The organism is Cylindrospermum sp. FACHB-282 (assembly GCF_014697195.1).
Classification (GTDB): Bacteria; Cyanobacteriota; Cyanobacteriia; order Cyanobacteriales; family Nostocaceae; genus Cylindrospermum.
The window spans coordinates 42,419-57,049 of sequence record NZ_JACJRJ010000017.1 but is presented as its reverse complement, the minus strand read 5'-3'; the positions used below and the strand labels follow the sequence as shown (position 1 = coordinate 57,049).

Sequence of the window (14,631 nt, the reverse complement as noted above, 5' to 3'; positions counted from 1 at the left end):
ACTTGGTGGTATTATCTGCTCTTTTTTGTTGGTTTTTCTGGCTTTTTAATAAATAACAAAAGGATTAGTAATGTCTGCTCAAATTGATACATCAATCACCCAAAAAGAAGTACAAGCTACTCTTTGTCAAATCATCGCAGAAGCACTCAAACTCGAACTTTCAGAAATTGATGTCTACATGCCATTTTTAGAAATGGGCGCAAGTTCCCTAGTGCTAGTGGATGTCTTTCGGGTGGTTTCTGAAACCTTCCAAGTTAGACCTTCAATGCGGAAGGTATTTGACAATTACACAAATATCAACCTCTTGTCTGGGTACATCGTCGAATTGATACAAAACCGGGCATCAATATCTAGTCTTGATCTAAATAATTTTTCCCTAGACAGCGAACAATCAATTGACTCAGATTTCATCGAGATTCCCCTCACAGAAATGCAAAAGCAAATCTGGTTTTTAGCGCGTTACTCTGAGGGAGCTTCGATTGCTTATCATGAAACAATTATTTTCAAACTGAGCGGTGCTTTAGATATCGAAGCATTGCAACAGGCACTCCAAACAACAGTTAATCGCCATGAAGTTTTACGCATTAGTTTAAGTTTGGATGAAGATGTGCAGCGGATCGCCTCATCCATGAATTTTGAAATACCTCTGACTGATTTTTCTCACTACAGAGGTGAAGAATTACAGCAACAAGTTAGTTTTTGGCTAGGTGCAGAAGGTCAACGTAGCTTTGACATGGAAAAATCCTTGTTCCGCGCCAGCGTTGTCAAACTGCATAGTAATATTCACTTGCTAGTGATGACAGGTCATGCTTTGATTGTGGATAAGCGATCGCTCAACATCATTTCCTCAGAAATTGCTAGTTTGTATGGCGAAAAAGTCAATGGTACACCAGCAAATTTAAAACCACCGCTTCAGTTTCGTAATTATATCGAACTGATCGAAAAACAAGAAGATTCACCAGAGTTTTCAGAGGCAGAAGCTTATTGGCTTCAACTATACCAAGATGGCATTCCCAATTTAGATTTACCCCTAGACCAAGTACGTCCAGCAGTTAAATCTTATCGCGGTTCGCGCTTGGTTGTTCCTTTAGATGCCGAGCTAGTTTCCAGCCTCAAGAAATTCAGTTCGCAGTACAATTCAACGGTATTTTTGACATTTTTAGCCGCTTTCAATATCTTTCTGCATCGCATCACTCAACAAGATGATTTTGTCCTTGGTGTTTTTAGCCAAGCTGATTCGCTGCAAGCAAATACAGAAAAACTTGTAGCAAATACAGTTAATCCTCTGTCTCTGCGTACCAAAATTGAAGACAGCTTAACTTTTGCTGAGTATTTGGTTTCCTTGCGATCGCTAATGCTCAATGTTTTTGACCATCAAGGATATCCTTTTGCTTCTTTGATTCAAAAACTTAACCCGGAACGCGATCAAAGTCGTTCTGTAATGTTTACAGTTTCCCTAGACATGGAACCTGAGACGGCGCTACCGCAGTTTGGAAATTTACAAGTAGAAAGTGTAACGCCACCGATTCAATACACTCGTTACGATCTGAGCTTAACACTTGTAGGTACGGGAGAAAATCTTCAACTCCAGTGTGATTACAGCACGGACTTACTTGATCGCGCTACAGTAAGTCGTTGGATGGCTAGTTTCAAAACCACGATCAAAGCAATTGCTCAAAGTAGTGCAGACCCCATCTACAAATTACCATTAGTTTCTGAGGCCGACCTGAAAAAATTATTGTCAGACTGGAATCAAACTGACAAAGTTTATTCTCAAAATCTTACCATTTACGAGATGTTTGAACGGCAGTGCGAGAAAACACCGAACAATACTGCTGTTGTTTTTGGTGAAGAACGTTTAACCTATCAACAACTCAATGATCACGCTAATCAAATAGCGCGGTATTTACAAACGCTAGGTGTTGGTACTGGGACGATGGTTGGTATTTGCCTAGAACGTTCTGCTGATTTAGTTGCAGGATTATTGGGTATTTTGAAGGCAGGAGCTACCTACATACCCCTAGACCCAGCATACCCGAAACAAAGACTCTCATTTATGTTGGAGGATGCTGGTGTATCAGTATTACTCACCCAAGCCAAATTAATCGGGCAATTACCCGAACAACAAGTTAAGGTAATTGATATTGATCAAGATGCCAGTGAAATTGCTAAACAGCAAACCAGCAATTTACATCAGCAAGTAGCAGTTGAGAATCTCGCCTACGTAATTTATACTTCTGGTTCAACTGGTACGCCAAAAGGCGTTGGTATTGAACACCGTAGCGCGGTAAATTTCCTGTTCTGGGCACTAGAAACATTTGATGTCCAAGATAGCAATGGTGTCTTATTTTCTACCTCTGTCTGCTTTGACCTCTCTATCTTTGAATTATTCTTCCCCTTAAGCACTGGCGGTAAAGTAATTGTTGCAGATAATGCTTTACACCTGCCAACTTTACCCGCAGTCTCAGAAGTTACTCTGATTAATACAGTACCAAGTGTAATCGCAGAACTATTGCGACAAAATACAATTCCCAGTTCTGTACGAACAGTAAATTTGGCTGGTGAAGCACTTGCTAACAAGTTAACTCAGGAACTATACAATCAAACGGCTGTGGAGAAGGTTTACAACCTCTACGGGCCAACCGAATCTACAACCTATTCCACATTTACACTAATAGAAAAAGGGACAACACAAGCAGTTACAATCGGTCGGCCTTTAGGAAATACTAAGGTTTACATTGTAGACAAATATCTCCAACCAGTGCCTGTGGGTGTACCAGGAGAATTATTAATTGGCGGTATGGGGTTAGCACGAGGTTATTTAAATCGCCCATCAATTACAGCAGAAAAATTTATTTCTAACCCATTTACATCAGTTTCTAATTCTCGTCTTTACAAAACAGGTGACTTAGTACGCTATCTCAGCGATGGTCGCATTGCCTATTTGGGTCGTATAGACCATCAAGTCAAAATTCGTGGTTTCCGTATTGAACTGGGAGAAATAGAAAGCCTTTTACTCAAACATCCAGCAGTGCAGGAAACTGTAGTGGTAGCTTGGGAAGGATCATCAGAGGATAAAAAACTAGTAGCTTATTTAGTTTTGCATCAGGGTAATTCCAATACGATGGATGAGTTTCAAATATTCCTGAAAGAAAAACTCCCCGAATACATGATTCCGGCATCTTTCATCATACTTTCACAAATGCCGCGCACGCCCAATGGTAAAGTTGACCGCAAGGCTTTACCCGCACCAGATAGCACCAATCAGATGAAATTGGGTAAAAATTACATCGCACCACGCACCCCAACAGAAGAAATATTAAAACGTATTTGGTCAGAAGTACTGGGAGTGCAAAAGATAGGAGTCTATGACGATTTCTTTGCATTAGGCGGTCACTCACTATTGATGACACCACTTATCTTAAAAATCCGGCAAATGTTCCAAACCAAACTTTCCATGAGGGAGTTTTTTGCCGACCCAACTATAGCAGAATTAGCGCAGAAAATAGATAAATTGCGGGAGGAACAATCGGTAGCAGCGACTACTATCAACCCTCAAGTTTATGATCAAGCAAGTACTGCTGTCCAAGAACGCTTCAAATTCCTCAATCAAGAAGCATTACTTGACCCGGTAATTAACGGTGATGGACTTGTTTATGAGCCAAAGCAAACTTTAAATAAAATTTTCCTGACAGGTGCTACGGGTTTTGTTGGTGTTTATGTGTTACAACAATTTCTGGCAAGGACTAAAGCTGATATTTACTGTTTAGTACGGTGTGAAGAAGTAGAATCAGGTAAAGCCAAATTGATCAAGAGTCTCAAACATTTTGACCTTTGGGACGATAGCTACAAAGCAAGAATTTTGCCCGTGATAGGAGATTTATCTCAAGAGAATTTAGGAATTGCTCAAAACGAGTTTGAACAACTTTCTCAAAGCATCGACATGATTTTCCACAGCGGTGGGGCGGTGAATTTTATCTATCCCTACCAAGCACTTAAGGATATCAATGTTAATGGAACGCGGGAGATTATTAAATTAGGATTCAAAAACAAAATCAAGCCTGTTCATTTTGTTTCCACAATTGCAATTTGGCCTATGGGAGCAGATCGCGTCTTTAATAACGACAGTAGTATCGACCATAACCTGCACCTAAATATGGCTTATGATGAAACAAAATGGGTAGCAGAAAAGATGCTGCTTCAAGCTCGCGATCGCGGATTGCCAGTGACAATTTATCGTCCTGGGGAGGTATCGGGACACAGCAAAACAGGAATGTGCGTTCCCCAACACTTCATTTATGCGATTTTGGCTGGCTCAATTCAGATGAAATCTTTGCCAATAGCCAATTGCTTAATTGACCTCACCCCAGTAGATTATGTTGCAGAGGCGATGGTATATTTGAGCTTACAACCCCAATCTCTTGGTGAAGCATTCCACGTTACCAACCGTTCACCGATCCATACCACGCAGATGTTTACTTGGCTGCGGAGTATTGGCTATCAATTTGAAGAAATGCCTTTAGAGAAGTGGCGTTACGGATTAATGAATAGCGTCAACTTTGCGGATAATGCGCTTTACCCCTATGGGGCAGTGCTGGAAGAATTTCATGAAGTACACTTAAACTTTCCTAAATATGACTGTCAGAAAACTGTGCAAGCACTAGAAGGGAGTTCGATTAAATGTCCTCCAGTTGATGAAACTTTACTAGGTACTTACATAGATTTCTTTGTTCGAGTTGGGTTTTTGCAAGAAGCACCAAGTAGGTTAAGTTGAGGCACGAAATCCAACAACTGTTACTTTTCTTGGGTCTCTTTCCTGCTCCTGCACCTACATCGACGTCTCAATGATTAAACCGTCAAGGTTCTAAGAACACCAAGAAAAGAAAAAAGATATAAAAATGAGGCAGCAAACAAACATGATATTAAATCAAATGTATTTAAGATTATGCAGCTAACAACTAAAACTACAACGCTGGGATACCTTATTTTATCAGACGAAGAATATCTTTCTTCTTTAGCAGTTCTTGCTAATTCGAGAAATTGTGTCTTCGCTTATTTACACCCATCTGGTGATATTCGCTTTACTAATACTGGTAAATTCATCACTGACCTCACTGATAATCTTCCTACTAATGCCTACCCATTAATAGGTTTTATTCCCTCTTTTTCACCAAGTAATTTAGGGTGTTCAACTTTTTTAGATACCCATAAAGTCATTTATGCTTATGTCGCGGGAGCAATGGCTGGAGGTATTAATTCTACCGAGATGGTTATTGCTATGGCAAAAAACAATATGCTCTCTTTTTTTGGTTCTGGAGGATTAGACTTGAATCAGATTGAACAAGCAATTATAACGATTCAAACATCTATTCCAGGACGGGAAAACTACGGCTTTAACCTTTTAAGCAATCCCATCTCACCTAAAATTGAATGGGATACAATTAATCTTTACCTGCGATATGGAGTAAACCGTATCGAAGCTTCCGCATTTACACAAATTACCCCAGCACTGGTTTACTACCGAATCAAAGGTCTCCAAAGAGGGAAAGATAATCAGGCGATCGCTAATCATCATATTTTTGCCAAACTTTCGCGTCCGGAGTTAGCACAGCAATTCATGGAACCTCCACCATGGAGAATTGTAGAGAAGCTATTGGCTGACGGGTTAGTTTCTCAAGAAGAAGCCCAGTTAGCTTTAGAAATTCCCTTGGCAGAGGATATTACAGTAGAAGGTGATTCTGGGGGACACACAGATAGAATGCCTACACTAGCACTCCTGTCTGCCATCCAAAATGTCCGTGATGTAGTTATGGCGCAAAGAAATTATACTCGACGAATACGAGTAGGTGCAGCAGGTGGAATTGGTACGCCGACAACAGCAGCTGCTGCTTTTACTGCTGGTGCAGATTATATTGTCACAGGTTCGATCAATCAATCTTGTGTGGAAGCTGGCACTTCAGAAATAGTCAAAGAAATGTTAGCAGAAGCCGAAATGAATCAAACTGACATAGCACCAGCAGCAGATATGTTTGAGTTAGGCTCACAAGTACAAGTTTTAAAAAACCGTACTCTATTCCCTAGTCGTGCTAAAAAACTTTACCAACTATACCGCAATTACCCTTCGTGGGAGCAAATTCCCCAAGAGGAACGTAAGGACATCGAAGAACGTTATTTACGTGCTTCTTTCGAGGAAGTGTGGCAATTAGTGTCTGAATATTTTAGTTTGAGAGATCCCCAGCAACTAATAAAAGCAGCCAAACAACCCAAATATAAAATAGCACTAGTATTTCGTTGGTACTTGGGTTTGAGTTCGCGTTGGGCGCAAAAAGGAATAAGTGATCGCAGCGTTGATTTTCAAATTTGGTGCGGTCCAGTTATGGGGTCGTTCAACCACTGGGTAAAAGGTAGTTTTATGGAAAATCACAAGGAACGTAACGTTGCAGTTGTAGGACTAAACATTTTACACGGTGCAGCGGCAGTAGTTCGAGCCAGGATGTTATCTATGCAAGGCATAAATTTACCAGAAGAAGCATTTCAATTTGCACCTAGACGATTTGAAGTTTAATCAATATAACTTCTATCTAGTCTACATATTTTCATCTTAGATAGCTGACAGAAAAACACTCTCATTTAAAAATTCGTAACAATTCAAAAGAGGATAATATGGTTAATTACGTACCCACATTTCTTGGTAGCGTGCAGAAAGCGATCGCTTGCACTCCGAATAATAATGATGATACGGAAGCATACAAGCAAGAAGTGCTGCCAGCGGCTCGTCGAATTCGCCAATTGTCTGAACAACTAGCTAGCAATCAGCCATCAACCGAACAAATTCAAGAAGTTATTTCGCTGTTATTAAATATATTTGAAATTAAGCAGGTAGAAATGACAGAGCGTAGGGAAAGATTGGATGAAATTTTAAGTCGCTATGGACTGCAAGATATGTTTCTAGATATCTTGTCTTCTTTAAAATAACGTGAGAACTTCAAATGCGCGTACAATACAGTCCGATTCTCGTTTGCCATCTTGACAACAAGAAAGTTGCCGGAGCCAGAGATGGTTTTGACATTGGACAATCGTCCCGGATGGGATTCGCCCGGACGGGGATTGCTGGGGGCGTTCCGCCAACAAGCAAGGACTTCACCATCAGCGATCGCTCTTAGTTGTTTGTAGACTCAAAGAGCGATCGCATAGCGCACCCTACATCTTTAATTGTCTACTTAGTCCAGTAGGCAGCAAATCTAACATTGCCAGCATCTTCATAGCCAGTGATCGCCTGTGTCCTAAAATCGGCACTGAGCGCATCTTCCCAGATGGTTTGGAATTTATCGCCAGTCAGCCCGTGGTTGGCTTTGAAACCCGACACTTTGGGCAGAGAAGCCCAAATAGCTGTGAAGCGGGGTTTCCCTTCGTGGACATAGCTGTTCAGATAGTGGAGATATCGGCCGTTAGCAGTGTTCTGATCGAACTTGGTCTGGTATTCCGAGGGGGTAAGGAATGAGCGGGCCTCAAAGTTGCCGATCGCCTCCTTGGTGTACAGAGCAGTATAGAACAGTTTACCTTGAACTGAAGCTACAGATATAACCTTGGGTTTCCATCCTTGGCTCGTCAGTGAGTCGAATGCTTCCTGATGATCTGCTTGGGTTTTGCCATGATAAGCAGTATATGCGTTATTCGATTTAGTCCAGATAGCCGCATAACGAACTTCATTACCGACCGCATAAGAATCGACGTGTTCCAACCAAAAACCCTGATCGCGGTACTTGTCGAAATTTTGCTGATAGGTAGTACCCGTCATGTTGTGATGACTAGCCCAAGCGATCGCCGGGTCATTGGTTCGGAAGATCACGTTGAAATGTACCTTCCCGTCATCGGTATACCCATCAATCCATTCGAGTCGATAGCCCGATTCAAAAGCTTCGTTAAAAACCTGTTGATACTGGTTCGCCGGCACTCCGCGTCGAACGTATTCACAGGAACAGTCGGACTTGCCATTTTTCCAGATATCGAAAGTTGCAGGTACATTGGCAGGCGGAACAGCTAAAGCAATTTTTTCTGCAAGGCTGACCAAATCTTTGCCTTTGGTGCCTATGTTGGTGAGAATGGCAACGTGAACCTCGCTCAGATCCACATTAGGACTAGATATATTGCCTTTGGGGAACATCGTCACATAGGCTGTCCCGCCTCCAAGCCCACCGGTGTGTCCTAGTTTACGTTTTGATTCATTAAACCAGCCCATGCTGTCGAGTTCTTCTGTCGTATACTTTTTATCAAGTTCGACCATCAACCGAGCCAGAGTCTCAGCTGAGGCTCTGAATCCTCCAGCCGCCAAGCCTAGCTTGTAATCCATAAAGGGCAATGCTTCCAGCTTTTTATCCGCATCGTATTTATGACCCCACGCATCGCATGAATCTGGATTTACTCTTCCTGGCTGCACGGCATTGAGTAGTTTCATGGGTTTAAGATAGTCTTCCCGGACGTAATCTAGGTAAGATTTGCCTGACATCTTCGGGATGAGTATAGTCCACAAGCCAAAGCCTTGATTTGAGTACGGATCGAACTCCTCTTGTGTCCCAGGCATATACTTTGGGTGAGCCGTCCCAGGTTCATAATAGAGTTGAGTGGTACGCAGAAAGTGACGATGCACTTGTTCATAGGTCAGCTGATCTTCCGATACGCCAAACATCTGAGCCGCACCTTTCACATTCCCACTTCCTATAAAGCCAGCTTTATGATCCAGCAGATGTTGAATGGTGATTTTTTCGTACCATTCCTTCCACTTGGCTGATTCGGGAGCGTGGGCTTTGATGCCGATATCGATGTCTGCATCAAAAATGCCACCAAAAAATCCTTTCGGGCCATAGAGCCTCGTTGACTTGGGATCGATGTTCTTCGATTTCATCAACTGGAAGGCGGCTGCTCCGGTGACGAGAGGCTTGCAGGCACTTCCGAATAGACTGCGATGGCACGGTTTCATCGGTAACTTTCTTGTTCCGTCCACGAGAGCGTAGCTATAGGCCTTCAAGAGGATAAGCTTCTCCTCTTTGGTAACGGCAATGGTCATTCCCGGCAAATTATTTTTAGCAATTAAGGCTTCGACAAGACTATCGACCTTTTGCTCAAGTGCTGGCCAGGCTTCGCCTGTAGACGGTATTGTATTCATAATTAATCTCTTGTATTTTTAATTGATTGAATTGAAAGCGATAATTGCTGTTTGTGTTTTTGACTGCACCTTTCGCTTTCTGTTATCAGTTTCTTGCTAAAACATTAGAGTAACAATGGGGGGAAATCAGGTATTTAGAGCAACTGATAAATAGTTTTAGTTTCAGAATTTATAGGAAAAAATCAGGGACAAACTGAGGAAACATCACCCAAATAGGAAAAAATCAGGTTTTCTAGTCAAACTCTAGATAGTCAAGGCAGTTATCGTATAATCAAACCAAGCTTTTGCTGATGGCAATCATGAGAGAAGATATAGCTAATTATGAATATCACTTAGGCGGCAGTCTTCCAGTTGATGCGTCAAGCTATGTAATGCGACAAGCAGACTCAAACCTTTACACTCTTTTGAAAGCAGGTGAGTTTTGTTACGTGCTGAATTCGCGGCAAATGGGTAAATCTAGCCTGCGGGTGCGGACGATGCAAAGACTGCAAGCAGAAGGGGTTCTGTGTGCTTTTATTGACCTAACCGGAATTGGTAAGGAAGATGTCACAGTAGAAAAGTGGTATGCCGGACTTGTCCAATCTCTGGTAAGCAGTTGTCAGCTTGGTAATAAATTTCAATGGCGGAATTGGTGGAAAGAGCAGCGGGAATTCTTGTCACCCGTGCAGCGATTGAGTTTGTTTATTGAAGAAGTTTTATTAGAAGAGATTGAACAAAAGGTTGTGATTTTTGTCGATGAAATTGACCGAGTTTTGAGCCAGAGTTTTTCCGTAGATGATTTTTTTGCCCTGATCCGATTTTTCTATAATCGGCGGGTGGATGAACCAAAATATCAGCGTCTCACATTTGCTCTGTTGGGAGTGGCGACTCCTTCAGATTTAATTGCAGATAAAACTCAAACACCGTTTAATATTGGTAGAGCGATCGCACTCCAAGGCTTCCAGATTCACGAAGTCCAACCATTAACCGATGGTTTGACGGGAAAGGTGAGCAATCCCCAAGAAGCGATCGCCCAAATACTAGACTGGACAGGTGGACAACCTTTTCTCACCCAAAAGCTGTGCAAGCTGATGATTGAGGAATCAGCATCAGGAAATTCCCCATCAGTTGAACAGGTGGTGAAGTCACGAATTATTGAAAATTGGGAATCCCAAGATGAACCAGAGCATTTGAGGACGATTCGCGATCGCATCCTGAGAAATCAGCAAAAAGCAGGGCAGTTGTTGGGGTTATATCAACAAATTTTGCAATCCCCCTCTTACCAAAGGAGGGAGAATCTAAACCCCCCCTTTAAAAGGGAGGTTGGGGGGATCTCTGCGGATGGTAGTCCCGAACAAACAGAATTGCGACTGTCAGGTTTAGTCGTGCAACACCAGGGAAAATTAAAAGTTTACAACCGGATTTACGAGCAAGTTTTTAATTGGGAGTGGGTAGAGAAACAATTAAAAAAGCTGCGCCCTTACTTTGAGGCTTTTAATGCTTGGCTGGCTTCCACTTATCAGGATGAATCGCGGCTATTGCGAGGGAAAGCATTGCAAGATGCACTTTCATGGTCAAATAATCAAAGTTTAAGTCCACTTGATTATCGTTTTTTAGCAACTAGCCAGGATTTAGATAAGCGAGAAGTTCAACAGGCTTTAGCTGTCCAAGAAGAAGAAAGTCGGATATTAGCAAATGCGAATGAAACTTTAGTTTTAGCTCAACAACAAGCAAAGCTTGAACTAACTCAAGCCAAACGCAGTTCTACCCGCATTGTTAGTATCGGTTCTGTAGTTTTGCTACTTTCTGTAATCACAGCAATCTTGATCCAATTGCAAGTAAAAAAAGCTCAATATGAAGTAGCAGAAAAACAAGTTGTGCTGCAAACTTTATTCTCTAAAGCAGATTTAGTTTCAAATCCTTTTGAAGCACTGCTGAAAGCGTTACAAGCAGCACAACAAATGAAAAACTTAGAAAAATCAGCCAGCACCGATACACAGACACAAGTAACGAGGGGGCTACAACAGGCAATTTATCATGTTAGAGAACGCGATCGCACACTTGGTCATCTTGGTGCTATCAGAAGTGTAACTTTCAGTCCCGATGGCAAGATTTTAGCTTCTGGCAGTGAAGATGGTACGGTAAGGCTGTGGAATGCTAGACCCGCTACATTAATATCAACCCTGACAGGACATACTGGTAGAATTTGGAGTGTGAGTTTTCATCCTCGTGGCAAGATTTTAGCTTCTGGCAGTGAAGATGGAACAGTAAAGTTGTGGGATGTAACGCACAAGAGTTTAATTAAAACTATTAACGCTCATAGTGACTGGGTGAGAACTGTTAGTTTTAGTCCTGATGGTCAAATTCTCGCTTCCTGTAGCTCTGATGGTACTATCAAGTTGTGGAAAACAGCAGATGCTACGTTATTAAAAACCCTTAAAGGACATACCCACATTGTTACTCATATTAGTTGGAGTCCCGATAGTCAAACTCTCGCTTCTGCAAGTTTTGATACAACTGTGAGGCTGTGGAATATTGGCAATGGAACCCTCATAAATACTCTTAAAGATCATAAAACTAATACCAGAAGTGTAAGTTTTAGTCCCGATGGGAAAACCTTAGCTTCTACCGATGAAGAAGGCATAGTGAAACTGTGGAATGTAGCAGATGGAACTCTACTGCAAAATCTCCCAACCCATCGCAGAGCCGTCTGGAGTGCGATTTTTAGTTCAGATGGCAAAACTCTAGCCACTATCAGTTCCGATAGTAATGTAAAGTTGTGGAATTTAGAGGACATAAACGACAACAGAATCGAACCGCAAATTCTCAAAGGACATCGTGGGAGAATTTGGAGTATCGGTTTTAGTCCAGATGGCAAAACTCTTGTTTCTGGAAGTATGGATAGTGCAATCAAGCTTTGGAATTTAGAGGTTAGGGAACCGCAAACGATTACAGGAAATAGCGCTAACGTTCAAACTGTAAGTTTTAGTCCCGATGGGAAGATTCTTGCTTCTGGTAGTGACGACTTTAAAATAAAGCTATGGAATAGCAAAAATGGTACTTTACTTCAACCTATTAACGGTCATCAAGCTCCGGTGGTAAGTGTAAGTTTTAGTCCCGATGGGAAAATTTTAGCTTCCGGCAGTTATGACAAAACAGTTAAGTTATGGAATGCGCAAGATGGTAGATTACTAAAAACTCTCAAAGGTCATCAGGCTTGGGTTAGGAGAGTTCGCTTTAGTCCAGATGGAAAAACCTTAGCTTCTGGCAGTTCCGATAGTACTGTAAAACTTTGGAATGTAGCAGATGGTAGGTTATTGAAAACCTTTAAAGAACCTCGCAGTATTGTAGCGGATTTAACTTTTAATCCAGATAGAAAAACTCTAGCTGTGGCTTGTAGTGACGGTAATATACTACTATTAAATTTAAAAACAGCTACTTTAACGCAGGCTTTTCCCGCACATAGCGGTTGGGTACAGACCGTTAGTTTTAGTCCAAATGGTAAAATCTTAGCTTCTGGTGGTTCCGATAGTAAAGTCAAACTATGGAATGCAGAAAATGGCAGATTATTGTTTACCCTAAAAGGACATTTATCTGATGTAACTAATATCAGTTTCAGTCCAGATGGTAAGACTTTAGCTTCCTCTGGCGATGACGGTACTGTGAGGGTATGGAATGTAGAAAATGGTCTGGAAATATCAACCTTAGAAGGACACCTCGGCAGCGTTACTAGCCTGATGTTTAGTCCAGATGGTAAAACACTAGCGTCTGCTGGGCTTGACAATACTATCAAGTTGTGGAATTTAGAACTTGATTTAGATAGTTTTATTAACCAAGGTTGCTTGTGGCTGGAAGATTACTTTGCTTCCCATCCTGAAGAGGCGAGAAAATTTAGCGAAATCTGTCAAACCAAAACTCTGCGAAAATACTCGCGATACAAGTTATACCGAGGCGTGACATAGTTGTTTTGCCTCTGCACCAACCCCATACTGTGCAATTTATAAATCTGCATTGAATCTAATTCAATCGGTTCTGATGACGTAACAACTTGTTTCAATGCCAAAGCTAGTTCAGGGGATTTTTGCAACGTTTCCAAGTGTCGCCGCAAATGGTTGCTATAAATTCCCGCTTCTGTGGGAGCCTCTTGCAATAGCTGCTCCAGTGTCACCTTAAGAGAGCTAACATAATACATTGCCAACCGCACTAGATAGGGATGTCCCCCAACCATCCTCGTTAATTCCTCAACCTGGCTATGATTCCAATTCAGGTCATGAAGGTGAGCTAAATCTTGTATCTGCTTAACATCAAACTCCAGCAACTCCACTGGCACTCCTGCATTAAACGGAGATTGATTCATGTCCAAGGGGATATAAACTTCGGTGGAATGTGCCATTACCAGTCTTAGTTGTTTCCATCTCTGGGAAATTTTCCCCTTTTCATGCCAGCTTCGCAGCATCCCCAAAAAGTCTTCAATCACTTCAGTATAGGCAAAAACCCGATCCACTTGATCCAACCCTAGTATCACTGGACAGTCTATTTCTGCCAATAAATACTCCTCAAAGTACACTGTACAGTTATCATTACTGCCTAAAATCTCAGTATCCCAATAATCATTTAACTGGTTTTTTAACCTTAACTGCCGACCAACCATCAGACAGAGCCACCGCAGGAATTTATCCAAATTCGTTAAAATTGCTCGATCTACACTGCTCAAATCCAAATACACTGTTTGATAATTTTGATTAGCAGCATGAGCCAGAATTCTGGTCATTAATGAGGTTTTGCCCATTAGTTTCGGTGCTTTAATCCGAATTAGAGAACCAGGCTTCAAAATGGTCTCGTAGCAGAGAGACTTGATACCGCAATGTTCTATATAGAAAGGAGAATCTAGAGCTTCTGACCCCTCTGGAAATGGTACCTCCGTCGCAGATGGGGATGCTGGCAGTAGTTCATTTTTATTACTAAATGTATTCCGTTGTTCCTCTCCTGCTCTGAGAAGCGCTTCCTTAAAATTCTTTTTACTAACCTTTTGTCCTAACGCCTCTGAAAGCTTGCTCCATAATTTATTGCCAACATCTTTATTAAGATACTCAGCACTATAGCCGTAAATTTTGGCTAGTTCATCATAAGTTTTCCCTTCCCAGGAACCCTGAAGTACTTTCATTTCAATATCACTCAGGTATTTCCCCGTATTTGTGAATACAACTCGAACAGCAAATTCTTTGGCTTTTATCCAAGAAAATTCCGATTCTGAGTCCGCCCAGTGGACTACACCGTCACCGAGAGGCCAATGACAGAACTCGCCAGCCACTTGATCAATCATAGAAGCAGCTTTGTAAGAATACGTTTACATACTCTCACATCTTGCAGGGTGGCCGCCGAGATACGGATACTGACTTGGGGTAGATAGATATAGCGTCGCTGTGTCCCGGAGCGTATGTGTTGCTATAGAATAAATTGCGGGTTTTACCGTTAAATTGTGATCCAAC

At 41.8% G+C, this 14,631-nt stretch carries 7 protein-coding genes; 5 read left to right on the top strand and 2 right to left on the bottom strand.

All coding sequences use genetic code 11. From position 1 onward, the window contains the following. The first annotated feature begins 70 nt into the window (after positions 1 to 70). The 4 genes from H6G32_RS11110 to H6G32_RS11095 all read left to right on the top strand — a co-directional run bounded on the left by H6G32_RS11110 (position 71) and on the right by H6G32_RS11095 (position 7,163). Entirely contained in the window at positions 71 to 4,774 is a 4,704-nt protein-coding gene (locus H6G32_RS11110) for a non-ribosomal peptide synthetase (RefSeq protein WP_190458065.1), read from the top strand. Between the two features lie 171 nt (positions 4,775 to 4,945). After that, on the top strand, positions 4,946 to 6,565 hold the full coding sequence (locus tag H6G32_RS11105; RefSeq protein WP_190458064.1) for a PfaD family polyunsaturated fatty acid/polyketide biosynthesis protein: 1,620 nt from the start codon (positions 4,946 to 4,948) through the stop codon (positions 6,563 to 6,565). A 98-nt stretch (positions 6,566 to 6,663) separates the two neighbouring features. Then, positions 6,664 to 6,975 (top strand): hypothetical protein, encoded by a 312-nt coding sequence (locus tag H6G32_RS11100; RefSeq protein WP_190458063.1) that lies wholly within the window; start codon positions 6,664 to 6,666, stop codon positions 6,973 to 6,975. A 14-nt stretch (positions 6,976 to 6,989) separates the two neighbouring features. Then, positions 6,990 to 7,163, top strand: a complete 174-nt coding sequence (locus H6G32_RS11095) for a hypothetical protein (protein WP_190458062.1) — start codon at positions 6,990 to 6,992, stop codon at positions 7,161 to 7,163. A 53-nt stretch (positions 7,164 to 7,216) separates the two neighbouring features. Here the strand turns inward: H6G32_RS11095 and H6G32_RS11090 are convergent, their stop codons facing one another. Further along, a complete protein-coding gene (locus H6G32_RS11090; RefSeq protein WP_190458061.1) occupies positions 7,217 to 9,163 on the bottom strand; it encodes a serine hydrolase in 1,947 nt (648 codons plus the stop codon). 299 nt (positions 9,164 to 9,462) lie between these two features. Between H6G32_RS11090 and H6G32_RS11085 the strand changes: the two genes are divergently transcribed. Further along, positions 9,463 to 13,104, top strand: coding sequence for an AAA-like domain-containing protein (locus H6G32_RS11085; protein ID WP_190458060.1), 3,642 nt, complete (start codon positions 9,463 to 9,465; stop codon positions 13,102 to 13,104). On the opposite strand, the gene H6G32_RS11080 is transcribed toward H6G32_RS11085, so the two are convergent. Further along, entirely contained in the window at positions 13,047 to 14,465 is a 1,419-nt protein-coding gene (locus H6G32_RS11080) for an AAA-like domain-containing protein (RefSeq protein ID WP_190458059.1), read from the bottom strand. The genes H6G32_RS11085 and H6G32_RS11080 overlap by 58 nt on opposite strands. Between the last annotated feature and the right edge of the window lie 166 nt (positions 14,466 to 14,631).